This window comes from Jannaschia formosa, from assembly GCF_003340555.1.
GTDB lineage: Bacteria > Pseudomonadota > Alphaproteobacteria > Rhodobacterales > Rhodobacteraceae > Jannaschia > Jannaschia formosa.
In genome coordinates, this window is sequence record NZ_QPLJ01000002.1 from 136,185 (window position 1) to 160,576 (window position 24,392).

Consider the following 24,392-nt stretch of genomic DNA (forward strand, 5'->3'; position numbering starts at 1 on the left):
GTCAGATGCCCGGCGGCGGGGGCGGCGGCATCACGGTGAAGAGCTGCGCGAGCTCGGCCACGTCCTCGGCCTTCTTCCAGCCGTCCTGGCCCTGCGTCCAGACATAGGTCTCGCGCGTCACCTGCCCTTCACTCACCATGCGGCCCAGCCGCGCCTTGGAGAAGGGGCCCTTGGTCTGGCCGTTCTCGGCGACGTGCCAGACATGCTCGACCGGAGGGGGCGGGGGCGCCGCCTGCGCGGCCTGCGGCGCCTGCCCCCAGGGACCGGACTGGGCCATCGAATGGGCCATGCCCATCCCCATCCCCATGCCGAGCCCCGCGCCCATGCCCGAGTTGGTCGTCCCGGCGGCGGTCTGCATCGCCTCGGCGGTGGCGTATTGCTGGTATTTCGAGAGGTCGCCGATCACGCCCATCGAGGTGCGCTTGTCCAGCGCCTTCTCCACCGCGGGCGGCAGCGAGATGTTCTCGACATAGAGCTCCGGCACGGTGAGGCCGTAGTCGGCGATGGTGGCCGAGATCTGTTCGGCCACGATCTTGCCCAGCTCGTCGGTATTCGCCGCCATGTCGAGCACCGGGATCTGCGAGGCGGCCAGCGCGCGCGAGGCGGCCTGCACGATCATGTTGCGGATCTGGTACTGGATCTCGTCGCGGGTGAACTCGCCGTCGGTGCCGACGATCTCGGTCAGGAACTTCGCCGGGTCGGCGACCTTGATCGCGTAGGTCCCGAAGGCGCGCAGGCGGACGGGGCCGAATTCCGGGTCGCGCAGGGTGATCGGGTTCTTCGTGCCCCATTTCAGGTCGCCCATCCGCGTGGTCGAGACGAAATAGACCTCGGACTTGAAGGGCGATCTGAAGCCGTGATCCCAATGCTGGAGACTGGTCATGATCGGCATGTTGTTGGTCTCGAGCATGTAGAGACCGGGCATGAAGACGTCAGCGAGCTGCCCCTCATGGACGAAGACGGCGGCCTGGCCCTCGCGGACGGTCAGCTTGGCGCCGTACTTGATCTCGTGGCCATAGCGCTCGAACCGGTAGACCAGGGTGTCGCGGGTGTCGTCGGTCCATTCGATGACGTCGATGAACTGGCCCTTGAGAAAGTCCATGATGGGCATGAAAGTCTCCGATGCGATGCTGTTCGAGGGAATATAGGAAGCAGTCGGTTTCGACGCCATACGCCGTCAGATCGGCTCGGGAGGGACGAGTTCGCGGGCGATCTGGCGGACGATGGGGCGGGCCTCGCGCGCGGTCATTCCGGGGCGCAGGCGCGGGTCGTAGAGGATGCGCAGCAGGTACTCGTCGTGGGTCGTCAGCAGCGCGAACTCGTCATCGTCGTTGAAGATCGACGGGCGGGCGAGGGGGCTGTCGTTGCCGAGGCCCAGGCCTTGCGCGATCTCTTCGTGGTAGCAGGCGAGGCGCGACAGGTCCGGAAGCTCGGCCCGGACGAAGGTCACGGCGAGGCCGTTGGAGAAGCTGCCGTCACGGGCGGGCCAGGCGACGATCGAGCAGTAGACCTGCCGCCCAAGCGTCGCGATGGAGGTGGCGTTCTTCAGCTCGCCGGTGGGCAGAAGCTCCTGCAGGCGCGGAGCAAGCGCCCGCTGCTCGTCGACGTCCACGAGGAAGACGTGGAAGTTGCCGCGGTTGCCGACGACGCTGATCGGGTGGCCCGTCACCCGGCGCAGCCGCGCGGCATAGGCCTCCAGCCGCAGCCGCTCCTCCCGGCGCATCTGGGGGCCGACCGAGTCGCCGAAATGCAGCTCGATCCGGACGGACCCGGTCCAGCGGCGCAGGACGCCGTCGCGGTCCGACGAGGCTGTCGTCAGCGCGCCGCCGCGGAAGGACAGCTCCGAGCGGAAGGCGATCTCCTCGAAGTTGCGGGCGAGGTCCTCGGCCGTGAAGCGCGTGTCGATCCCGCCGCCGTCGCGGCGCATGAGCCCCTCCGTTAGGCCCCGCGCCTCCAGCCGGCGGTAGTATTGCCGGGCCGAGAGGCTTTCCTCCGACGGGCCGGCCGGGACGGCCGGGCGCTGCGTCGGGGGCTCGGCCGCGCGGACGGGCGCGGGCGCCGGGAACGGCTCCGGCGGGGGGACCGCCGCCGTGTTCGCGCAGGCGCAGAGCGCCGCGAGCGGCAGGGCGAGGCCCGCGCGCATCACTTGGCCGGAACGGCCGTGCCCGCATTGTCGCCGACGCCGTCGCGGCGCGCGGAGGCGGCCGCGAGAGTGCTGCGCAGCTCGCCCTCCATCCGCTGAAGCTCCACTTCGGCGGCGGCGCGGCGGGCCTTGCCCTCGTCGGCGATCTGCAGGCTTTCGTTGATGGTGGCGACGAGGTCCTCGTTGGCCCTCTTCACGGCCTCGATGTCGAAGACTCCACGCTCCATCTCGGTGCGGATGGTCTTGTTGGCGTCGCGCAGGTTCCGCGCGTTGGCGGTCAGCAGCTCGTTGGTCAGGTCGTTGGCGTCCCTCACGGCCTCGGCCGCCTCGCGCGAGCGCTGGATCGTGACCGCCTGCGCCAGCTGCGTCTCCCACAGGGGGACGGTGTTGACGAGGGTCGAGTTGATCTTGGTGACGAGGCTCTTGTCGTTCTCCTGCACGAGGCGGATCGAGGGCAGGGACTGCATCGTGACCTGGCGGGTCAGCTTCAGGTCGTGGACGCGGCGTTCCAGGTCGTCGCGGGCGGCGCGCAGGTCGCGCAGCTCCTGCGAGGCGAGCATCTTGGCCTCCTCGGGCAGGGCGGCGACGGCGGATTCCTTGGCCGGGATGTCCTTGCTGTCCAGTTCCTCGATCTTGGCCTCGCCGGCGGCGATGTAGAGGCCGAGCTCGTCGTAGAAGTCGAGCGTCTTCTCGTAGAGCTTGTCGAGCGACTTGATGTCCTTGAGCAGCACATGCTCGTGGCGCAGCAGGTCCTCGGTCACCTTGTCGATCTGGTCCTGCACGTCCTCGAACTTCGCGATGAACTTCGAGAAGGGTGCCGCACGGCCCAGCAGCTTTTCCCAGAAGGACTGCTTGCGGCGGACGTCCAGCTCGCTGACCGAGAAGCCGCGGATGGTCGAGACGATGGAGCGCAGGCTGTCGCCCGCCGGGCCCACATCCTTCGACTTCACGTCCTGCAGCATCGCCTGGCTGATCTGCTGAAGCTCCGACTGGGCGCCGGAGCCGAAGGAGATGATCGAGTTGCTGTCGGTCACGTCGATCTCGTTCATCCGCCTGCGGATCTCGGCGCGGGCCGGTTCCGGCGCGGTCGACAGGGCCACGATCTCGGCCTTCGGCTCGGGCAGGGCGCTTGCGGAAAGCCGGTCGATCTCCGGCGTCGCGGCGGCGGCCTCGGTACGGGTGGCGGTATCCATCGTCTACTCCCCTACTGGCAGGCCGTCGCGTTTCAGACGGTCCCGCAGGACTTCGATTTCAACGTCGAGATCGGTGCGGTCGGTGACGAGCAGCGTCTCGCGCTTGGCGTCCATGCCCTTCTCGAGATCGTCGAGAAGGGCGAAATACTCCCGCTTCACCGTGGCGTCGCGGGTCTGGGCATAGAGGTCGGCGAACTTGGCCGTCGCATCGCGCGCGCCCATCAGGTAGACCCCGAGGAACTTGCGCGCCGCCGACAGGTCGCGCGGGTCCTCCTCGACGGTGCGGAACATCGCGCGGGCCTTCTGGACGACGCGGGCGACGCGGCTCTCGGCCTCGCGGTCCTTGGCGCGGCGGACGGCGTCCTGCATCGCGGCAAGGTGCTTCTCGGCCTCCTCGATGGAGCGGGCGACGCGGTTGGTCTGGTGGGCGTCGATCCCCTCCATCCCCTTGTCGCGCATCGGATCGAGCCCGAAGGCCGTCAGGTGCAGCGCCCCTGCGACGACGCCGTAGACGATCCCTGCGATCAGGCCCGAAAGCCCGGTCATCGTGGCGAGCATGACGCCGGCGCCGGTCAGCACCGCGCCGAATATCTTGCGCGGCACGGCCGGGCGGCGGGCGATCTTGCGCGCGGCCCAGGCAGCCTCGGCCTTGAGCCCCTCGCGGGTGACGAGGGCGCCCGCGAACAGCACCGCCGCGGCAAGGAGGTTCCCGGCAAGCGCCGTCGCCCCGTCCTGGAAGAAGGCCGACATGACGGGCAGCGCCGCCAGCGCCATCAGGATCGAGGTCCGTGCCCGGCCGCGCAGCGGCGGGGCGAGCGCCGGGGGCGGCGCCTGCGTCGGCGCGGACCGGTCCGCGCCGGGGCTGTATCGTCCACCGAAACGCTGCGCCACGCTAGAGCCCCGTCCCGTCCAGCACGCCCAGCCCGGCCAGCGCGACGAGCACCGCCAGCGCCACGAAGGCGGTCTTCTGCAATCCGGTCGACTTCATGGCTCTCCCACCGGTCGTGTCCTCAATCCTAGGGCAGATGGGGACCGATCGGCCAGTCTGCAATCGGATCCGGCCTCAGCCGCGCTTGCCGGACAACTGCGCCGCGCCGTCCTTGTTCCGCGTTATGCCCCGCAACTCCGCATGAAGGGCGCGCCCCGCCTGCACTCCGGGCCGCGCCCCGACGAGGTCCAGCCAGCGCGCGAGATTGGGCTTGTCGTCGAGCGTCTGCTCCTGCCCCTCCCAGAGCGAAGCCCAGCCCCAGCAGGCCATGTCCGCGATGGAATAGAAGTCGCCTGCCAGATACTCGAACTTGCCCAGCTGCGTGTCCATGACGCGGTAGAGCCGTCCGGTCTCGGCCCGGTAGCGGTTCTTGGCATAGGGGACGTCCTCGGGCGCGTATTTCAGGAAGTGATGGGCCTGGCCCGCCATCGGGCCGAGTCCGCCCATCTGCCACATCAGCCACTGGTCGACGGCGACGCGGTCGCGTTCGGTCGGGCCGGTGAACCGGCCGGTCTTGCGGGCGAGGTATTGCAGGATCGCCCCGCTTTCGAAGATCGAGATCGGCGCGCCGTCCGGCCCCTCGGGATCGGTGATCGCGGGCATCCGGTTGTTCGGCGAGATGGCGAGGAATTCCGGGGTGTGCTGGTCGCCCGCGCCGATGTCGATGAGGTGCGTCTCGTAGGGCAGGCCCATCTCCTCGAGCGCGATGGAGACCTTCCAGCCGTTCGGCGTCGGCCAGAAATAGAGGTCGATGGGGGCGGTCATTGGCGGCTCCTGTTCGTGTCGCGCCGGAAGGTAGCGGGATGGGGGCGGCTTGGCGATGGGGAGCTTCCCGGTGGCATCGCTCACGGTCGTCAGCGTAACCCGGGCTTGGTGGAGCCCCGGCGACCGGAGAGACGCGCCCGCCCGGGCGTCCGGCGCTTGACCTCGGCCGGGGCGGCGGGATACGGGACAGGCCGAGGGGATTTGTACCGGATTGCGGCCCTCGTTAAAGAAACCGCTAAAGAGGCTTGGGGCATCGTGGTCCCACTGGCTTTCCGACAGGTGCGCAGTTCAGGCCCGAAGGAGGCCCGCCCATGAAGGACGTCCCGTCCCGCCCCCGTTCCCCCCGCACGCTCGCCGTCCATGCCGGCACCCGCCGGTCGCAATACGGCGAAGTCAGCGAGGCGCTCTTCCTCACGCAGGGCTTCGTCTACGACAGCGCCGAGGCGGCCGAGGCCCGCTTCCTGCAGGCCGGGCGGGAGGAGTTCATCTACGCCCGCTACGGCAACCCCACCGTCGCGATGTTCGAGGACCGGATTGCGGCGCTGGAGGGGACCGAGGACGCCTTCGCCACCGCGAGCGGAATGGCCGCAGTGAACGGCGCGCTGGTCTCGATGCTGCGCGCGGGCGACCATGTCGTCGCGGGGCGCGCACTGTTCGGATCGTGCCTCTACATCCTCGACGAGGTGCTGCCGCGCTTCGGCGTCCAGGTCACGCTGGTCGATGGCACCGACCTCGCCGCGTGGGAAGGCGCAATCCGCCCCGACACGAAGGCCGTCTTCTTCGAAAGCGTGTCGAACCCCGCGCTGGAGGTGATCGACATCGCCGCCGTCGCCCGGCTGGCCCATGCCGTCGGCGCGACCGTGATCTGCGACAACGTCTTCGCGACGCCAGCCTTCAGCCGCGCGGTCGATCTGGGCGTCGACGTCGTCGTCTACTCGACCACCAAGCATGTCGACGGGCAGGGCCGCTGCCTCGGCGGCGTGATCTGCGGCACGAAGGAGTTCGTGCGCAAGGTGGCCGAGCCGTACCTGAAGCATACCGGCGGCTCGATGAGCCCGTTCAACGCCTGGGTGATGCTCAAGGGGCTGGAGACGATGGACCTGCGCGTGCGCGCCCAGGCCGAGACCTGCTGGCGCCTGGCGGAGCGGCTGGACGGCCACCCGAAGCTCGCCCGCGTCATCCATCCGCATCTGCCCTCGCACCCGCAATCGACGCTGGCCCGCGCTCAGATGGAGAAGGGGGGCACGGTGCTGTCCCTCGACCTTGCGGGCGGCAAGGAGGCGGCGTTCCGCTTCCTCAACGCGCTGGAGATCGTCGTGATCTCGAACAACCTCGGCGATGCGAAGTCGATCGCGACCCACCCGGCCACGACCACCCATCAGCGCCTGCCCGAAGACCAGAAGGCGGCGCTCGGCATCACGCCGGGGCTCGTCCGCCTGTCCGTCGGCCTGGAGGACGCGGAGGACCTGATCGCCGACGTGACGGCCGCGCTGGACGCGGCATGACCGGGCGAGAGATCCGCCGGGCCGGACCCTCCGACATGCCCGCTATCGTCGAGATCCTCTGGCGCGGCGTACGCGAGGGCGCCGCCCCGCGTTACGATGCCGCACAGCGCGCCGCCTGGCTGCCGCAGCGGCCGGAACCCGACGCCTTCGCCGAACGCATCTCGGGCCAGACCGTGTGGGTCGCCGAAGAGGCGGGGCAGGTCACCGGCTTCGTCACGCTGCGCGCCGACGGCTATCTCGACTTCGCCCATGTCCTGCCAGAGCAGCGCGGCACCGGCACCGCCGATGCCCTGCTGGCCATGCTGGAGAACCACGCCGCCGCGCAGGGGCTGCGGCGCCTCACCGTGCGGGCCTCGGACATGGCGCGGCCCTTCCTCGCGCGCCACGGCTGGACCGTCGTGGCCCCGGCTCCGCAGATGCGCGACGGCATCGTGATCCCGGCGACCGAGATGGCGCGCGCGCTGACCGCGTGACCGGAGCGCGGACTTTCGCGGTGATCCGATATCTGGGGGCCCGCGTAAGTGAACCTGCGAGGGGTTGAGGAGAAGGTGGGACTCGCCCATCTTCGAAGTCCACGCGCGAACCGAAGGGAGGGACGGCAGATGAACGTCCACACGCCGGACATTGACCGCGAGCCGAGCGAAGCGGAGGCACAGGCCGCGCTCGACCTGCTCAGACGCTACGCCGAGAGCGGGCGCGGCAGGGCGGACCTCTACCCGGTCCTTTCCGACACCTATCCGAAACTCGTCACCGACGAGGCCTATCGTGCCACGCTGCCCGACCTTCAGAACGGTCCGGCCAGCCTGATCCGCGGTGTGGACCGGCGCATCCAGCATGTCGGCATCTCGAATTTCCGGCTGCCGATGCGAATCGCGACCCGGACGGCGCCGCATCTGGCCGAGGTGTCGGTGACGGGGACGGTCTCCCTCGAAGCGGGCAAGAAGGGCATAAACATGTCCCGGATCATGCGCAGCTTCTACAATCACGCCGAAAGCCTGATGGGCTTCGACGTCGTCGAGGCCGCGCTCGACGATTATCTCTCCGACCTCGACGCCTTCGACGCGCGCCTGCTGCTGCGGTTCTCGCTGCCGCTGGAAATCCGGTCGCTGCGTTCGGGCCTCAAGGGCTGGCAGTATTACGACGTCGCGATGGAGGTCGTGCAGACCGGCACCGGGCGTCGCCGCATCCTGCATGTCGACTACGTCTATTCCTCGACCTGCCCCTGCTCGCTGGAGTTGTCCGAACATGCGCGCCGCACCCGTGGCCAGCTGGCGACGCCCCATTCCCAGCGCTCCGTCGCGCGGCTGTCGGTCGAGGTGACGGGCGATCTGACGGTCGAGGACCTGATCGAGACCTGCCGCGCGCAGGTCCCGACCGAGACGCAGGTCATGGTCAAGCGGGAGGACGAGCAGGCCTTCGCCGAACTGAACGCCGCCAATCCGATCTTCGTCGAGGATGCCGCCCGGCTCTTTTCCGAAGGCCTGTCGCGGCTGCCGGGGGCGGGGGATCACCGCGTCGTCGCGTCCCATCAGGAAAGCCTGCACAGCCACGACGCGGTTTCGGTTCTGACTGCGGGCAAGCTGTTCGAGGCCGAGGTGCTGGAGCCGCGGCTCTTCGGGACGCTGGTGCATCCGGGCTGATCCGGGCAAGGGTCATGTAATGGTGATCCTGGTCGCGTAAGCCGGGACGCGTTCAAGGAGACCCCGCTTGCCCGACCAAGACCCTCCCGGCTGGTCCGAGCTGGTGCGCAGCTTCGGCAAGATCGGTCTGCTGAGCTTCGGCGGGCCAGCGGCGCAGATCGCGCTGATGCATTCCGAACTGGTCGAGAGGCGGGGCTGGCTCGACCAGGACACCTTCCTTCGAGGGCTGGGCTTCTGCACGCTGCTGCCGGGGCCCGAGGCGATGCAGCTCGCCACCTTCGCCGGCTGGCGCCTGCGCGGCACGGCAGGGGGGTTGCTGGCCGGGCTTCTCTTCGTGCTGCCGGGTGCGGCGGTGATGATGGTGCTGGCCGCGCTCTACCTTTCCTACGGCCGGCTGCCGCTGGTGGACGCGGCCTTCCTCGGGGTCAAGGCGGCGGCGCTCGCGATCGTCGCGGGGGCGCTCTGGAAACTCCGGGCGAAGGCGCTGAAGGGGCCGCTGGCGCTCGCCGTCGCGACGCTCGCCTTCGTCGGACTCTTCCTGCTCGATCTTCCGTTCTGGGCGGTGCTGGGGGGCGCGCTGCTGCTGGGGCTCCTGCGGCCGGCCGGCGGGTCGGCGGCGCCGGCACCGGCCCCGGCGGGCCACGGCACGCTGCGCACCGTCGCGATCTGGCTCGCGATCTGGTGGGCACCGCTGCTGCTGCTGCTCGCCGTCGCCCCGGGCTCCGTCCCCGCGCAGGCGGGGGTGTTCTTCTCCTGGCTCGCCACTGTCAGCTTCGGCGGCGCCTATGCGGTGCTGGCGGCGCTGGCGCAGAACGCGGTCGAGGTGCAGGGCTGGCTGACGGCCGAGCAGATGATCGACGGGCTGGGCCTGGCGGAGACGACGCCGGGGCCGCTGATCCTCGTGACCGTCTTCACCGGCTGGCTCGGCGGCGCGCAGGTCAGGCTGGCCTTCGTCACGGCGCTCGTCACCCTCTGGGCTACCTTCGCCCCGTGCTTTCTGTGGATCTTCGCCGGCGCCCCGCATCTGGAGCGGCTGACCGCGATGCCGCGGCTGCGCGGCGCGCTGGACCTCGTCTCAGCGGCGGTGGCGGGGGTGATCGCCAACCTGTCACTCTGGTTCGCGATCCACGTCCTGTTCCGCAACGTCTCCGAGGCTGGGTTCGGTCCGCCGCGCCCCGACCCGTCGAGCCTCGACCCGGTCGCCGCCGTTCTCGCGGTCTTTGCCCTGCTCTGGCTTCTCGTCCTCAAACGCGGCCTGCTGGAGACGCTGGCGATTTCCGCAGCCCTCGGCCTCGGCTTCGGGATCTTCGTCCCGCTCGCCTTCGGTCAAGGCTGAGGTGCGCCTCGCTGAGTTCCCGAGAGCCGTCAGGGGCGTGCGGGGGCAGAGCCTCCTTCCGCCCCGACGCAAGAGCCGTCAAGCGACGTGTCGGACCGCCCCCGCCACCTCGTCCACCACACGTTGCAGCAGGTCGGGATCCTCGCATTCCGCCATCACGCGGATCAGCGGCTCGGTCCCCGACTTGCGGATCAGCAGCCGCCCGCGCCCGGCCAGCGCCGCCTCGGCCCCGGCGATGGCGGCCCTCACCGCCTCGGCTTCCAGGGGTGTGGCCCCGGCGCCGAATCGGACATTCTCCAGACGCTGCGGGACCGGCTCGAAGCTCTGCATCAGCTCTGCCGCCGGGCGCCCGGTGCGGACCATCTCGGCCAGGAACTGGAGCCCCGCGATCAGCCCGTCGCCGGTGGTGGCGTGGTCGGTCATCACGATATGGCCCGACTGCTCGCCGCCCAAGTTGAAGCCGCCGCGCCGCATCTCCTCGACGACGTAGCGGTCGCCGACCCTCGTGCGGTGCAGCGCGATGCCCTTGCCCGCAAGGTATCGCTCCAGCCCAAGGTTGGACATCACCGTGGCGACCAGCGCCGGGCCGCGCAGCCGGTCCTCGGCGGCCCAGCGCACCGCGAACAGCGCCATGAGCTGATCGCCATCGGCCACCCTGCCGGCCGCGTCGAGGATCATCACCCGGTCCGCGTCGCCATCGAGCGCGATGCCCACATCGGCGCCATGGGCGACGACCGCCTCGGCGGCGGCGGCCGTGTGGGTCGAGCCGCAGCGGTCGTTGATGTTGCGGCCGTTCGGCGCGACCCCGATCGGGATGACGGTCGCGCCAAGCTCCGACAGGAGGTCGGGCGCCGCGCGGTAGGCCGCCCCATGGGCGCAGTCGATGACGACGCGCAGCCCTTCCAGCGCCATGCCGGTCGGGATCGTCGTCTTGGCATATTCGACATAGCGGCCGAGCCCCGAATCGATCCGCATGGCGCGGCCGATATGCGGCGCCTCGGCCAGGCGCACGCCTTCCTCGACCAGCCGCTCGATCTCGGCCTCCGCTTCGTCCGAGAGCTTGAAGCCGTCGGGTCCGAAGAACTTGATCCCGTTGTCGTCGGCGGGATTGTGGCTGGCCGAGATCATCACGCCCAGATCGGCGCGCATCGACCGCGCCAACAGGCCCACGGCGGGGGTCGGCACGGGACCAAGCAGCAGCACGTTCATGCCCGTCGAGGTCAGCCCGGCAGTCAGCGCGTTCTCCAGCATGTAGCCCGACTGCCGCGTGTCCTTGCCGATGACTACGCGATGCGCCACGCCGCCCCGCTCGCGCCGGAAGAAGCGGCCGGCGGCGGCGCCGAGACGCAGCGCCATCTCGGCCGTCATGTTGCCTTCGTTGGCACGGCCGCGCACGCCGTCGGTCCCGAACAGTCCCATCGTCACTCCTCCGTCACGGCGCGCCACAGCGCCAGGCCCTGCGCCACCTCGGCCACGTCGTGGACCCGGTGGATCTGCACGCCTTGTGCCACGGCGGCGAGGGTCACGGCCAGAGAGCCCGGTGCGCGATCCTCCGCCTGTGGCGCGCCGCCAATGTCACCGATGAAACGTTTGCGCGACGCACCCAGCAGGACGGGCAGGCCGAGGTCGTGGAAGACGCCGATCCGGCGCAGCAGGGCAAGGTTGTGCGCGCGCGTCTTGCCGAAGCCGATGCCCGGATCGACGACCAGCCGCGCGCGGGGGATGCCCGCCGCCTCGGCGGCGCCGACGCGGGCGGCGAGCCCGTCGAGCACGTCGTGCAGCACGTCCCCATAGTGCGGATCCTCCTGCATCGTCTCGGGCGTCTTGATGCTGTGCATCAGGATCATCGGCGCGCCGGCCTCGGCCACGGCCGGAAACATCCCGGGATCATAGGCGCCCGCCGCGACGTCGTTGACGATGTCCCCGCCCGCGGCGAGCGCCACGCGTGCCACGTCCCCCTTGCGGGTGTCGATGGAGAGGCGGCGGTCGTGCAGGGCTTCCACCACCGGCAGGATGCGCGCTGTTTCCTCGGCGGCGGGGACCGGCGCGGCGCCGGGGCGCGTGCTTTCGCCGCCGATGTCGAGGATGTCGGCGGCGCTCATCGCCGCCGCGCGGGCCAGCGCCGCCTCCGGGGCCAGGTGCCTTCCGCCGTCCGAGAAGCTGTCGGGCGTGACGTTGAGGATGCCCATCACGCGCGGCCGGTCGAGCGCGAGGCCCGCGAGCGGCGGGCGCGGCGCCGTCAGGCGGAGGAGATCGGCCTCCGGCAGTTCCGTCCACGGCACGGTGAGGGGCACGCGGCCGCGTTCCAGGATCTCGACCCGGTCGAAGCGCAGCCAGCCGCCGGCAAGGCGCGGCGCGCCGGGCCCCGCTTCGGGGGCGGGCAGGGGACGCAGGCGCGTGGTCACAGCTCGGCGGGGCTGGCCAGCACGCGCTCGCCATCGGTGCCCTCCCCGGCGCCGATCAGCACGACCTCGCGCGCGTCGAACTCCGACGCCAGCCAGCGGGTCAGCGCGCGCGGGTCCGCGCCCTCCGGCCCGCCGGTGGCGTCGAGCACCATGCGCGAAGGCGCCCAGACGGAGAGGTTGCCTTGCCGCAGCGCCCAGTCGAGCTCCGTTCGGCTGGCGATCACGACGCAGCGCGGGTCGCGGGCGGCGAGGCGCCACGCGGCCTGTTCCAGTGCCAGAAGGTCGATCCGGCGCTGCGCCAGCTTGTGTCCCGCCTGCGGGGCGGTGCCATCGGGTGCGACGACGACGATCGCGGGGCCGTCTTTGGCCAACCGGCCGATCATCGCTTCGAGGCCCGGCGCGTCGAGCATCCCGGGCCCGAGCAGCACCACGCGGGGCCGCGGGGCCGCCCCCTCGGCCGAGGCGACCGGGCCGAGCCGCGCGCGCGAGCGGACGATCTCCACGCCCAGCACGTGCGGGCCCCTGTCGAGCTTGTCGATGCGCACGAAGACCCGGGCGGCCCGCGGCTGTGCCAGAACCCGCGCGGCGATGCGTTCGGCCAGCGTCTCCAGCAGGTTGACCCGCTCGGCGGCGAGCTCGGCCGAGACGGCGTCGATCAGCGTGTCGTAGCTGAGGATGCCGTCCACGTCGTCGCCGGCCACCGCTTCGGCGTCCAGCATGACCTCACAGACGATGTCGAAGCGGACGCGCTGGGTCACGCCCCGTTCCTGCTGGAAGGCGCCGATCTCGACATCGCGGACATGTTCGCGCAGCGCAATCCGGTCGCGCGGGTCGGCGGCGGGCTCGGCCCGGGCGCGGTCGAGCGGGGCGGCGAAGGCCACGCTCAGCGCGGCGCGGTCGGCATCTGTGGGCATCGGGCGGCTCCTCCGGTCACCGGCGGCAAAGCACGGACGGGCGGCGGAGGGAAGCCTCGGACCGCCATGGGGCGGCCCGTTCGCGACGCGGCGCCGGTGCGCCGCGCCGTGGGGTCGCTCAGGCGCCCGGGATCTGCCGATAGAAGATGTGCCGACCGACGCGGGCGGTCTGCGGGTAGACCGCGGCCCAGTAGGGATCGACGTAGTCGGCATGGTAATGCGTGGCGTCCCGCGTCAGCGCGCGATCGTGGCCGTCCATCAGCAGTCGCGCGATCTTGCCGGCCTTCGCCCAGGCCGCAGGCTCCGTCACCGTCTCGGGGATGCCGTCGCAGGTGTAGCTGAACTGGCAGGCATGCAGCCGCCCCGTCCCCTGGTTGACGACGCCGCAGATCGAGTCGGGATACCGCTCGCTGTCGACGCGATTGAGGATGACCTCGGCCACCGCGACCTGACCGGGAATCGGTTCGCCCCGGGCCTCGAAGTAGATCGCTTCCGCGAGGCATTCCCATTGCTCGCCTCCGTCGACGGCGGGCATGGCGCCAAGCTTGGCCGCGTCGATCCGCGCGTCCGAGCGGGAGCGCTGGCGGCCCGGGCCGTCCAGCAACGGCGCCGCACGGCCGCCGTCGAAGAAATCCGGGCTTTCGTCGTTCAGCCCCGGAAGCGGCGCAGAGGCCCGTGTCAGGGCGCTGACGGCAAGGCTGCCGGTGGTGGCGAGGCTGGCCAGCGCGGGCTGCGCCTGCGAGGCTGACGTGAGGGAAAGCGTCATGGTCAGCGCAGCGCAAGCAGCACCGAGAGCAGTTTTGAGCATCTGAAGAATCCGTCCCAACCGTTCCAAGTCCGCGGCCTAGAGGACAGGTCTTGAGGAAACCTTACTTCCGCCCTCGGCCGGCGGCGCGTTTTGCGCAGACCGCCGGAACCTTCAACCGGGCTTGCGCGTTGCGCGGCAGCCACGCCCCGAACACGCCCGGATTTGCGCCGAGACCCGCCGAAAGCCCCTTCCGTTCGGCGTCATTTCGCCGTCTGGGCCGCCAGAATGGTACATTGTGCCGCAGCCAGCTTGGCGACCGGCACGCGGAAGGGCGAGCAGCTGACATAGTCGAATCCGGCCAGCCGGCAGAAGTTGATCGACTCGGGATTGCCCCCATGCTCGCCGCAAAGTGCGAGCGTGACGTCAGGTCGGGCTTGCCGTCCGCGGGAGGCGCCGAGCAGCAGAAGCTCTCCGACGCCGTCGACATCGAGGGTCTGGAACGGGTCCTCGGGAAAGACACCCTCGTTGACATAGGCCGACATGAACTTGCCCGCGTCGTCGCGCGACAGGCCGTAGGTCATCTGCGTCAGGTCGTTCGTCCCGAAGCTGAGGAAGGCCGAGACCTCGGCGATCTCGCCGGCGCGCAGGGCGGCGCGCGGCGTCTCGACCATGACGCCCAGCCGGTACTCGAACCGCATCCGCGACTCGGCCTGGACGGCGGCGGCGACGGCATCGATGCGGCGCTTGACCAGCTCGACCTCGCGTCGGGCGGTTACGAGCGGGATCATGATCTCGGGCACGATTTCGGCGCCGTCGCGCATCGTGGCGACGGTCGCCTCGAAGATGGCGCGGGCCTGCATCTCGTAGATCTCGGGGATGGCGATGCCCAGCCGCACCCCCCGCATGCCCAGCATGGGGTTATACTCCTGCAGCGCCGCGACCCTCTGCTTGACCTCCGACAGGGGCCGGTCGAGCGCGGCGGCCAGCGCCCGCTCTCCCTCGCCTTCGGAGGGCAGGAACTCGTGCAGGGGCGGGTCGAGCAGGCGGATGCAGACCGGCAGCCCGTCCATCAGCGCGAAGAGATCGGTGAAGTCGTCGCGCTGCATCGGCAGCAGCCGGTCGAGCGCGGCGGCGCGGTCCGAGGCGGTTTCGGCGAAGATCATCTCGCGCATCACCGTCAGCCGCGCGGGGTCGAAGAACATGTGTTCGGTGCGGCAGAGGCCGATGCCGTCGACGCCGAAGCTGCGGGCCAGCGTCGCATCGGCGACCGTGTCCGCGTTGGCGCGCACGCCGATGTCGCGGATGTCGTCGGACCAGGCCATGAAGTCGCCGAAGGCGCCATCCAGCGCTGGTTCCAAAGTGGGGACCTCGCCGTCCATCACCTCGCCGGAGGAGCCGTCGATGGTGATCATGTCGCCCTCGCGCAGGATCCGTCCGTCGGGCAGGCGCATCGTCTTGCGCCGTCGCGAGATCGTCAGGCCGGTCGCGCCGGTGACGCAGGGCAGGCCGAGGCCGCGCGCGATGACCGCCGCGTGGGAGGTGGAGCCGCCGCGTTCGGTCAGGACGCCGGTGGCGGCGTGCATGCCGCGCACGTCGTCGGGCGAGGTCTCGCGCCGCACGAGGATGCAGGCCTCGTCGCGCGCGTCGGCGGCCTGGGCGGCGGCGGAGTCGAAGACGATCCTGCCGGCCGCCGCGCCGGGGCTGGCGGCGACGCCGCGCGCGATCACCGTGCGCTTCGCGTCGGGCGCGATCTGGCGGTGCAGCAGGCGGCTGAGCGTGGCGGGGGCGACGCGCAGCAGCGCATCGGCGCGGGAGATGATTCCGTCGCGGGCGAGCGCGGCGGAAATCGCCACGGAGGCGCGGGAATCGCGCGGACAGCGGACCGCGTCGAGCACGTAGAGACGGCCCTGGTCGATGGTGAACTCGACCTGCATCTCTTCGCGCAACCGGCGGCGGCAGGCGTCGCCGATTTCGACAAGCTCCTGATAGACCTCGGGAAGCTGGTCCTGCAGCGACGGCCCGCGCGGGTCATGGGTGAGATACAGCGCCTCGTTTCGCGCGCGAAGCGCGTCGCGCCCCATGGCCTGGCCCATGTAGCGGCCCGTAACCTGCGGTTCGCCCGTGGCGGGGTTGACGAATTGCACCACGCCCGCGCCGGACTGGCCGGGGCCCATGCCCTGCGCCATGCGCTGCACCACGAGGCCCAGACCGGCCTCGGCGGGGGCGCCCTGGGCCTGGCGGAGCAGCCTTGCGGAGGTGCCGTCCCAGGCGCGGGCCATGGCGCGGAGGACCGCGTCGAGCTGGTCCTCGATGGCCTGCGGGAAGGGCTCGTCCATCTCCTCCTCGTAGGTCTCGCGGGCGGCGGCAGGGGTGGTGGCCTCAGCGAAGGGTTCCTCGTCGAGGCGCATGACTTCGATGGCGAAGCTCTTGATGAACCTCAGATAAAGCGCGTCGGCGGCGGCGTGGCCTAGGGTGTTGGACAGCCAGGCATGGGCGACGTCGTTCATGCCGATGTTGAGCACCGCGCCGGGCCCGCCCCAGTCCGACATCTCCGAGGAGGAGCGCACCGAGAGCAGCAGCGGCTGGCCGTCGAAAAGCGAGATCAGCGTGGTCAGGTCGGGCATGCGGCCTTGCGCCACCGCGCGGACCGTGTCGAAGGGCAGGGCCACGGTCTGGGGGACCGGGAGGTCCATGCGGACCAGTCTTTGCAGACACTTGGCTCGGCTTCCGTGGCGGCTGGCCCGGATGTCGGCGGTCGGCGTGATCTCGGTGAAACGGGGCGTATCCAACATGACGAGCGACTCCTTCGCAACTGCAGCTAAGCACGTTGCTGCGCTGCGGCAACGATGTGGCCCCGACGTTACATGGCCGAAGATGCCTTCCAAACGGAAAACGTCCAGCCCGACCTTCGGGTCGGGCCGGTGTGTCGGAATCGAGGGGTGATCCGCGGGTGATCCCGGTCGGATCTGCGTCTGACGCGATCTACGAACCGACGCGGCTCAGGTCGGCGATCTTGGCGCATGTGCGCACGATCTCCGAGAGGAGGTTCAGCCGGTTGCGGCGGAGGATCTCGGCCTCCGCGTTGACCTGCACCGCCTCGAAGAAGGCGTCGATGGGGGCGCGGAGCGCGGCGAGCGCCTCCATCGCGGCCGGGTAGTCCTCGGAGGCGAGCGCCGCGTCGATGCCGGGGCGCGCGGCGTCGAGCGCGTCGAAGAGCGCGCGCTCCTCGTCGGTCTCTGCCAGCTTCGGGTCGGCGCCGTAGCTGTATTCGACGCCGTCCTTCTCCTCGGCCTGGTCGAGGATGTTTTTCGCGCGCCGGTAACCCTGTATTAGGTTTTCCCCGTTATCCGTCTTCAGGAAGGCGTCGAGGGCCTTGGCGCGGGCGGTCAGGTCGGCGAGGTCGTCGGTGCGGTCGCCGGTCAGGCAGGCGTCGATGACATCGTGGCGGATGCCCTCGTCGCGGAGATGGACCTTGAGGCGGTCGTGGAGGAAGGAGAGGAGGTCAGAGAGGACCGGGTCGGCATCCACCGCACGGCGGTCACCCATCATCTCAACAATGAAAGCGGCATTTAGGGTCCCTCGATGAGGGCTTACGAGTTCATCGAGGGCTCGGCCGGGATTTTCAGGCGTGACACCAAAGCGAGCAAAGAGCATCTCCATATGATCGTCGAATGTGGCGACGGTTCTGCTCGATTTCTGAAGGTCGTGCGCCACGCTCGCCAAGAGTAGTTGTCGATCCATTCCGCCAAAACCCGTTACGGCTTCAAGAATGCGGATCACGCCAAGTGCTGCCCGCCGCAGTGCATAGGGGTCCTTCGACCCGGTCGGCTTCTCGTCGATGGCCCAGAACCCGGCCAGCGTGTCCAGCTTGTCGGCCAGTGCCACGGCGACCGAGACCGGCGCGGTTGGCACGTCATCCGAAGGGCCGAGGGGCGAGTAGTGCTCCTGCGCGGCCTGCGCGACGGCGGGATCTTCGCCCGCGGCTTCGGCATAGTAGCGGCCCATCAGGCCCTGCAGTTCGGGGAACTCGTAGACCATCTCCGAAGACAGGTCGGCCTTGGCCAGGCGGGCGGCGCGCTCGGCCGTTTCGGGGTCGGCGCCGACCGCGGGGGCGATCTCGCGGGCCAGGGCGGCGATGCGGTCGATGCGCTCGCGCTGGCTGCCCAGCTTGGCGTGGAAGGTGACGTTCGACAGGGCGTCGAGCCACGGAGCCTCCCACCCGTCGCCCGCCTTCGCGACGCGCAGGTCGTTCTCCCAGAAGAACTTGGCATCGGACAGCCGCGCCGCCAGCACACGGGAATTGCCGTCGAGGATGGTGGCGCCGTCGTCCGGGGTCTCGCGGTTGGCGACGGTGACGAAATGGGTGATGCGGCCGTCCCTGGCGCGGGCCGAGAAGAACTTCTGGTGTTCCTTCATCGAGGTCTGCAGGACCTCCGGGGGCAGGTCGAGGAAGTCCTCTCCGATCCGGCCCATCAGGACGACGGGCCATTCGACCAGCCCTGCGACCTCGGCCAGAAGACCCTCGTCCGCGACGATCTCCAGCCCGGCCGCGAAGGCCTGATTGGTCATGTCCTGGCGGATATGCTCGGCCCGTTCCTCGGAGGAGAGGACGACGAAGGCGCGCTTCAGCTTGGCCTCGTAGTCGTCGAAGCCGGTCACGCGGAAGGGGTCGGGGGCCATGAAGCGGTGGCCCTCGGTCACGTCGCCCGCCTCGATGCCGTCGATGTCGAGGGGGACCACCTCCGCGCCTTCCTCGTCCGAGAGGATGCAGAGGATGCGGCGCAGGGGGCGGACCCAGCGCAGCGACCCGGCGCCCCAGCGCATCGACTTGGGCCAGGGGAAGTCGCGGATCGCGCGGTCCAGCACCTCGGCCACGATCTCGGCGGCCGGGCGGCCCGGGGTCGTGATTTCGGCGACGAGGAAGGTGCCCTTCTTTTCCTCCAGCTCGGTCAGGTCGGCGCGGGCGAGGCCGGTGGAGCGGAGGAAGCCCTCGATCGCCTTCTCGGGCGCGTCGACGCGGGGGCCGCGGCGGGTCTCGGTCGTGGTCGGGCTCTCTGCGGTGAGGCCCTGCACCGACAGCGCGAGGCGGCGCGGGGTGCAATGGGCGACCGCGCCCGCATAGGTCAGCCCGGCCTCGACCAGACCGTCGGTCACGCGCTGGCGAAGGTCGGCGGCGGCGCGGCGCTGCATGCGGGCGGGAATCTCTTCGGAGAAGAGCTCGATCAGGAGGTCGGGCATTCAGAGGCTGCCTTCGATGAGCGGTTGGTAGGTGTCGCGGTCGGGGCAGGCGCGCCCGACGGGCGTGCCGTCATAGGCCCGCTCGCCGCACTCGTTGAGCTGGTGCCAGACCCAACCCTGGCTGTCCGTCAGGGCGACGATGCGGTCGACGCCGTAGGCCACGTTCTCGTAGGCGACGGCGGCCTGCGCCTCGCCGGAGGCGATGAGCGCGGCGATTGCCTCGGCGTCGAAGCAGTCGAACCAGCCGGGTGCCACGGTGGGCGCGGCGTCGGGGGCCGGGTCGAACGGGATCTCGGAGAGCGTCAGGTCATGGGCGAAGCAGGCGCGGAAGCCCAGCGGCGAGGAGGTGGAGGCGATGGCCTGCACCCCGGTCGCGGGCAGGGTCGTCAGGTCTCCGTCCTTCGACAGGGTCAGCGTCACCGGGCCTTCGACGGGAGCATAGAAGGCGCGGGTGTTGGTCCACCAGATGCCGGCGCCCGCAAGGACAGCCGACAGCAGCAGCAGGATGACGACGAGCTTGCCCATGGGGTCTCCGGCCGGGGAACGGGGGCGGGCTACACGAGAGGCGGAAGCGGGGCAAGCGAGGCTGGCCGAGGCGGCGCCGGCGGCGTAGGGTCCGCGCGAAGCAGGGAGGCGGGCGATGGCACGGGATTTCGAGACGGAAACGCTGGAGGCCTGGGCGATGCCCGGCGACGCCGAGATGATCGCGCGGGCCGAGGCGGCGCGCGACCGGCTGCGCACCCGGCGCACGGTGCGCGACTATGCGCCGCTGCCGGTGCCGCGCGCGGTGATCGAGGCCTGCGTCGCCGCGGCCGGGACGGCGCCCTCGGGCGCGAACCAGCAGCCGTGGCATTTCGAGGCGATCGCGGAGCCGTCGCTGAAGGCCCGCATCCGCGAGGCGGCCGAGGAGGAGGAGAGGCGGTTCTATGCGGGCGGCGCCTCGCAGGAATGGCTGGACGCCCTGGGGCCGCTCGGGACGGACTGGCGCAAGCCTCACCTGACGGACGCGGCCTGGCTGATCGTCGTGTTCGCCCAGAGATACGGGGTGGCCCCCGATGGCCGGCGGGTGAAGCATTACTACGTGCCCGAGAGCGTCGGGATTGCCTGCGGGATGCTGATCTCGGCGCTGCACGAGGCGGGGCTGGCGACGCTGACCCATACGCCGAACCCGATGGGCTTCCTGCGCGAGGTGCTGGGGCGGCCCGAAAGCGAGAAGGCGTTGATGATCGTCGCCTGCGGTCACCCCGCCGAAGGGGCCGCGGTACCGAAGGCGGCGAAGGTGAAGAAGGCGCTGGACGAGATCCTGGTGGTCCGGGAGTAGTCGGGGGGCGGTGGGCGTGGGAATGCTTGCCCAATGTCGCTGCGCCCCGGCGGCTTGAGCGCCGTCAGTGCCAGAAGAGGTTCACGTAGGGGCGGTCGATGCCCTCGGCCCAGGATTGCAGCGCCTTCAGGCGCGGCAGGAGGCGGGGGTAGTCGTGGCGCTCGTGCGTCTCGACGAAGAGCGCGTCGATGCGGGCGAGGGCGGGGTACCCGCGCAGCGCGTCGAGAAGGTCCCACTCCGCGCCCTCGATGTCGATCTTCACCAGGGCCACGTCGCGGTCGAGGCCGGCGAGGAAGGCGGGGAAGTCGACCACCTCGACCTCGACGCCGCCGCTGCCGCCGAGATCGTGGACGAGGCTGGCGGACTGGCTGTACTTGCCGGGGTTCCGGTCGAGCCGCGGGGAGCGGTGGAGCGTGAGCCGCGCCGCCTCGGCGCCCGCCGCCGCCTGGTGAAGGCGGACGTTGGGCAGGTCCGCGAGGTTCGCGGACAGGCGGGCGAAGGTGTCGGGATCGGGCTCGAAGGCGTGGACGGTGGCGCCGGTCGCCGCGAGGCGGCGCGTGACGGAGCCCACATTCGCGCCGAGGTCGATGGCCAGGTCGTCCGGCCCCATCGTCGCCAGCACCGCGTCGAAGGCGCCCGCATGGCGGCGGCGCCAGCGCTTGCGGAGCTTGCGGTCGCAGAAATGGCCCGCCGCGCCCGGCAGGGAGCGGCCCGCGTCGAGGAGCCCCTCCAGCGCGCCCTCCGGCCGCTGCGGCGGCATGGAGGGCAGGGGGCGCGTCATGCGGCGTCCCCTTCCGCCGTCCATCCGCCCGCGCGGGTCAGAAGGAAGGCGTCGGCGCACATCTTTGCCAGCGCGCGGACGCGGCCGATATAGCTCTGGCGTTCGGTGACGGAGATCACGCCGCGCGCGTCGAGAAGGTTGAAGATGTGGCTGGCCTTGATGCACTGGTCATAGGCCGGGTGGACCATGACGATGCGCTTGCCGGTCTTGGGATCCTCTGCCGGGGCGGCGAGGATCTCGGCGCAATGGGCCTCCGCCTCTTCGAAATGGCGCAGCAGGACGGCGGTGTCGGCGGTGTCGAAGTTCCAGCGCGCATATTCCTCCTCGGTCTGGCGGAAGACGTCGCCATAGCTGAGCGCGATGGGGGTCTGGGGGTCGTTGAACGGCATGTCCATGACATGGTCGACGCCGAGGACGTACATCGCCAGCCGTTCCAGCCCGTAGGTCAGCTCGCCCGAGACCGGGTGGCAGTCATGGCCGCCGACCTGCTGGAAATAGGTGTACTGGCTGACCTCCATCCCGTCGCACCACACCTCCCATCCGAGGCCCCAGGCGCCCAGCGTCGGGCTTTCCCAGTCGTCCTCGACGAAGCGGATGTCGTGCAGCCCTGCGTCGATGCCGATGGCCTCCAGCGAGCCGAGATAGAGCTCCTGCAGGTCGGGGGGCGAAGGTTTGATGAGGACCTGGAACTGGTAGTAGTGCTGCAGCCGGTTCGGGTTCTCGCCGTAGCGCCCGTCGGTGGGGCGGCGGGAGGGCTGGACATAGGCGGCGGCCCAGGGGTTCGGGCCCAGCGCGCGCAGCGTCGTGGCCGGATGGAAGGTGCCCGCGCCGACCTCCATGTCGTAGGGCTGCAGGACGGCGCAGCCCTTCGCGGCCCAGTAGGTCTGAAGCCGCAGGATGATCTCCTGGAAGGAGCGGGGGGCGTCTTGCATCGGGGCCTCCGGGTCGGTCGGCACCGCGTCTAGGCGGCAACACATGCCCGGTCAACGGGGGGCGCGGCCCCGCGCCGCGGCCTGGTGGGCTTTCCCCGGGACGCGGGATCGGGAATCTAGGCGGACGTTTTCTGCCGTTGGAGTATTGCCGGATGCGCGTGTTCGCCCTTGCCCTCGCCGCCCTTGCCTTCGCCCTCGTGCTGGCCGCGCCACAGGCCCGCGCGCAGGAGCGGGAGCTCTGGGTCCAGATCGAGGCGCATCCGAGCCTCGGCTCCGCCGAAGCGCGGGCGCGGGCCTATGGCTCGCTCTTGCCGGACCTGAACGGCTTCCGCCTCGGCGGCGGCTGGCACGCCCTGACGCTGGGGCCCTACCCGGAGTCGGAGGCGCGGGCGGTGCTGCGGCAGTTGCTGGGCGAGGGGCTGATCCCGCGCGACAGCTATGTCAGCGACGGGCGCACCTATCGCGAGCGGTTCTGGCCCGTGGGCCCGCAGCCCGCGCCGGCGCCGGTGCCCGAGGTCGAGGTCGCCACCGGCGACATGCCGGAGGAGACGCTGCGCGAGGCGCAGATCTCGGAGCAGCAGCTGACGCAGGCGGATCGGATGGACCTGCAGCGGGCGCTGGCCTGGTTCGGCTACTATTCCGCCGGGGTCGACGGCGCCTTCGGGCGCGGGACCCGCAGTTCGATGCTGGCCTGGCAGCGCGATGCCGGGGTCGAGACGACGGGCGTGCTGACCACCCGGCAGCGCACGCGGCTGCTGGCCGAATGGCGCGCCTCGCAGGAGGCGCTGGGCCTCGGTCCGCTGGAAAGTGCGGAGGCGGGCGTGGCGCTGACCGGGCCGATGGGGCTGGTCGCCTTCGACTGGATCGAGGCGCCCTTCGTGCATTACGAACCCCGGGACGGCAGCGGCGTGCGGCTGTCGCTGATCTCGCAGCCGGGCGACGCGGCGACGCTTGCCGGGCTCTACGAGATCCTGCAGACGCTGGACGTGGTGCCGACCGAGGGGCCGCGGACGAAGGGGCGGGACGGGTTCTCGATCACCGGCGAGGCGCCGGGGCGGACGACGCAGGTCGAGGCGCGGCTGGAGGACGGGCATATCTTCGGCTACCTGCTCAGCTGGCCCGATGCGCAGGATGCGGCGGCGGCGCGGGCGCTGCCGATCATGGCGGACACGCTGCAACGGGTCGGCCCGCCGCTCGACCCCGAGGAGGGGTTCGACCCGGCCGAGCAGAGCATCGACATGGTCTCGGGCCTCGAGGTGCGGCGGCCGCTGCGCTCCGGCTCTGGCTTCTTCGTGGACGGGCGCGGGCGCGTGGCGACGGCGCTGGCCAATGTCTCGGGCTGCGGGCGGCTGACGCTGGACCGGCTGCACGAGGCGGAGGTGATCCATTCCGACGGGGCTATCGCCGTGCTGGCGCCCACCGGGCCGCTGGCGCCTGTCGAGGTCGCGCGGCTGGCGCCGAGCGAGGGGCGGCTGCGCTCGGCCGTGTCGGTGGGCGGCTATCCGTTCGGCGGCGTGCTGGGGGCCGCCACGCTCAGCTTCGGGACGCTGGAGGATGTGCGCGGGCTCGACGGCTCGGACGCGGTGCTGCGGTTGTCGATGGTGGCCCGGGACGGCGACGTCGGCGGGCCGGTGCTGGACATGAGCGGGCGGGTGACCGGCATGCTGCTGCCGCCGCCGCTGGGCGACGCGGTGGCGCTGCCCGAGGACGTGTCCTTCGCGGCGAAGGCGAGCGAGGTGGCGCGGGTGCTGGACGGGGCCGGCATCACGGCGCAGCGCGACGCCGCGGGTGGCGCCGTCGCGCCGGAGGACCTGACGGCACTGGCGGCCGGGATGACGGTGCTGGTGAGCTGCTGGGAGTGATGCGGGCTGTCGAACGCGTCATCCCGGGTCAGCGGATGAGGCGGAGCTCGTCGTTCTCGATCTCGATGCGGCCGAACTCCGACAGGTAGGACATGCCGAGCAGGCTCTGTCGCATCTCGCCGCCGTTGACGACGGCGGGGACGTGGCGGTCGACGATGTCGCCCAGCGTGACCTCGTCGAGCCGGACCGCGGCCGTGCGGACCGAGCCGTTGGCCGTCATCGCCTCGCCCAGGAAGGCGAGCTGGTCCTCGGCCAGGCCGACCCGCTGCGCGTCGCGGCGGGTCAGGACGAGATCGGTGGCGCCGGTGTCGACGATGAACTCCACATCGACGCCGTTGATGCCGAGGGTCAGGTGGTAGTGCCCGTCGCGGGCGCGCGGCACGTCGACTATCACGCCCTCGGCGCCGGTCATCACCGACTGGGTCGGGACGGCGATGCCCTTCACGTCCTCCCAGACGCCATAGGCGAGGACGGCTCCGACGAAGATGAGAAACCAGATCGCCGCCTGCTGCAGCGTTTTGCCCATCCGCTGGCGGGTCGAGGCGAAGAAGGTGAGCGCGATCACCGATCCGAGCAGGACCAGGTAGAGAAGGCGCATGAGGGCATCGGTATCCATGCGCC

Annotated in this window: 21 protein-coding genes and 1 riboswitch; of the genes, 6 read left to right on the top strand and 15 right to left on the bottom strand. The window is 70.7% G+C overall.

Annotation, left to right across the window (positions count from 1 at the left end):
• Position 1: 1 nt before the first annotated feature.
• The 5 genes from DR046_RS03570 to DR046_RS03590 all read right to left on the bottom strand — a co-directional run bounded on the left by DR046_RS03570 (position 2) and on the right by DR046_RS03590 (position 5,089).
• Positions 2–1,111: an SPFH domain-containing protein gene (locus DR046_RS03570; protein WP_115380044.1), complete on the bottom strand. Its 1,110-nt coding sequence runs from the start codon at positions 1,109–1,111 to the stop codon at positions 2–4.
• Between the two features lie 66 nt (positions 1,112–1,177).
• Positions 1,178–2,143: a DUF2927 domain-containing protein gene (locus tag DR046_RS03575; RefSeq protein ID WP_115380046.1), complete on the bottom strand. Its 966-nt coding sequence runs from the start codon at positions 2,141–2,143 to the stop codon at positions 1,178–1,180.
• Complete coding sequence (locus DR046_RS03580) at positions 2,143–3,336, bottom strand: toxic anion resistance protein (protein WP_115380048.1); 1,194 nt, start codon at positions 3,334–3,336, stop codon at positions 2,143–2,145. The genes DR046_RS03575 and DR046_RS03580 overlap by 1 nt, the downstream gene beginning before the upstream one ends.
• Positions 3,337–3,339: 3 nt before the next feature.
• The gene (locus DR046_RS03585) at positions 3,340–4,227 is read right to left on the bottom strand and encodes a 5-bromo-4-chloroindolyl phosphate hydrolysis family protein (protein ID WP_115380050.1); all 888 of its coding nucleotides are present in this window, start codon (positions 4,225–4,227) and stop codon (positions 3,340–3,342) included.
• A 172-nt stretch (positions 4,228–4,399) separates the two neighbouring features.
• Positions 4,400–5,089 (bottom strand): glutathione S-transferase N-terminal domain-containing protein, encoded by a 690-nt coding sequence (locus DR046_RS03590; RefSeq protein WP_115380052.1) that lies wholly within the window; start codon positions 5,087–5,089, stop codon positions 4,400–4,402.
• A gap of 183 nt (positions 5,090–5,272) precedes the next feature.
• A riboswitch (SAM riboswitch) is annotated at positions 5,273–5,349 on the top strand.
• A 51-nt stretch (positions 5,350–5,400) separates the two neighbouring features.
• Between DR046_RS03590 and metZ the strand changes: the two genes are divergently transcribed.
• The 4 genes from metZ (at position 5,401) to chrA (ending at position 9,570) form a co-directional block, all read left to right on the top strand.
• Entirely contained in the window at positions 5,401–6,594 is a 1,194-nt protein-coding gene (metZ, locus tag DR046_RS03595) for an O-succinylhomoserine sulfhydrylase (RefSeq protein WP_115380054.1), read from the top strand.
• Between the two features lie 35 nt (positions 6,595–6,629).
• Positions 6,630–7,067 (top strand): GNAT family N-acetyltransferase, encoded by a 438-nt coding sequence (locus DR046_RS03600; protein WP_167766862.1) that lies wholly within the window; start codon positions 6,630–6,632, stop codon positions 7,065–7,067.
• Positions 7,068–7,196: 129 nt separating this feature from the next.
• Positions 7,197–8,234 carry a GTP cyclohydrolase FolE2 gene (gene folE2, locus DR046_RS03605; RefSeq protein ID WP_115380058.1) on the top strand — a complete coding sequence of 346 codons (1,038 nt, stop codon included), beginning with the start codon at positions 7,197–7,199 and terminating at the stop codon, positions 8,232–8,234.
• Positions 8,235–8,301: 67 nt separating this feature from the next.
• Positions 8,302–9,570 carry a chromate efflux transporter gene (gene chrA, locus DR046_RS03610; protein WP_115380060.1) on the top strand — a complete coding sequence of 423 codons (1,269 nt, stop codon included), beginning with the start codon at positions 8,302–8,304 and terminating at the stop codon, positions 9,568–9,570.
• 78 nt (positions 9,571–9,648) lie between these two features.
• Here the strand turns inward: chrA and glmM are convergent, their stop codons facing one another.
• From glmM to DR046_RS03645, 7 genes are all read right to left on the bottom strand, one after another.
• Entirely contained in the window at positions 9,649–10,995 is a 1,347-nt protein-coding gene (gene glmM / locus DR046_RS03615; protein ID WP_115380062.1) for a phosphoglucosamine mutase, read from the bottom strand.
• Positions 10,992–11,975: a dihydropteroate synthase gene (folP, locus tag DR046_RS03620; RefSeq protein ID WP_115380064.1), complete on the bottom strand. Its 984-nt coding sequence runs from the start codon at positions 11,973–11,975 to the stop codon at positions 10,992–10,994. The genes glmM and folP overlap by 4 nt, the downstream gene beginning before the upstream one ends.
• Entirely contained in the window at positions 11,972–12,889 is a 918-nt protein-coding gene (locus DR046_RS03625; RefSeq protein WP_115380067.1) for a dihydroneopterin aldolase, read from the bottom strand. Before DR046_RS03625 ends, folP begins: the two co-directional genes overlap by 4 nt.
• Before the next feature lie 118 nt (positions 12,890–13,007).
• Entirely contained in the window at positions 13,008–13,655 is a 648-nt protein-coding gene (locus DR046_RS03630) for a cell wall hydrolase (RefSeq protein WP_115380068.1), read from the bottom strand.
• 242 nt (positions 13,656–13,897) lie between these two features.
• Positions 13,898–16,429 (bottom strand): putative PEP-binding protein, encoded by a 2,532-nt coding sequence (locus DR046_RS03635; protein WP_115380070.1) that lies wholly within the window; start codon positions 16,427–16,429, stop codon positions 13,898–13,900.
• 190 nt (positions 16,430–16,619) lie between these two features.
• On the bottom strand, positions 16,620–18,875 hold the full coding sequence (glyS, locus tag DR046_RS03640) for a glycine--tRNA ligase subunit beta (protein WP_115380072.1): 2,256 nt from the start codon (positions 18,873–18,875) through the stop codon (positions 16,620–16,622).
• The gene (locus tag DR046_RS03645; RefSeq protein ID WP_115380074.1) at positions 18,876–19,400 is read right to left on the bottom strand and encodes a DUF6446 family protein; all 525 of its coding nucleotides are present in this window, start codon (positions 19,398–19,400) and stop codon (positions 18,876–18,878) included.
• 115 nt (positions 19,401–19,515) lie between these two features.
• On the opposite strand from DR046_RS03645, the gene DR046_RS03650 reads away from it, so the two are divergent.
• Entirely contained in the window at positions 19,516–20,196 is a 681-nt protein-coding gene (locus tag DR046_RS03650) for a nitroreductase family protein (protein ID WP_115380076.1), read from the top strand.
• 64 nt (positions 20,197–20,260) lie between these two features.
• Here DR046_RS03650 and DR046_RS03655 read toward each other — a convergent pair whose 3' ends face one another.
• Together DR046_RS03655 and DR046_RS03660 are read right to left on the bottom strand one after the other, a co-directional pair.
• Entirely contained in the window at positions 20,261–20,977 is a 717-nt protein-coding gene (locus DR046_RS03655) for an FkbM family methyltransferase (RefSeq protein ID WP_167766866.1), read from the bottom strand.
• Complete coding sequence (locus tag DR046_RS03660; protein WP_115380080.1) at positions 20,974–21,909, bottom strand: glycine--tRNA ligase subunit alpha; 936 nt, start codon at positions 21,907–21,909, stop codon at positions 20,974–20,976. The genes DR046_RS03655 and DR046_RS03660 overlap by 4 nt, the downstream gene beginning before the upstream one ends.
• Before the next feature lie 152 nt (positions 21,910–22,061).
• Here DR046_RS03660 and DR046_RS03665 point away from each other — a divergent pair, with 152 nt between their 5' ends.
• A complete protein-coding gene (locus tag DR046_RS03665; RefSeq protein ID WP_115380082.1) occupies positions 22,062–23,771 on the top strand; it encodes a serine protease in 1,710 nt (569 codons plus the stop codon).
• A 28-nt stretch (positions 23,772–23,799) separates the two neighbouring features.
• Here the strand turns inward: DR046_RS03665 and DR046_RS03670 are convergent, their stop codons facing one another.
• Positions 23,800–24,387: a retropepsin-like aspartic protease family protein gene (locus tag DR046_RS03670; RefSeq protein ID WP_115380084.1), complete on the bottom strand. Its 588-nt coding sequence runs from the start codon at positions 24,385–24,387 to the stop codon at positions 23,800–23,802.
• Positions 24,388–24,392 lie beyond the last annotated feature (5 nt).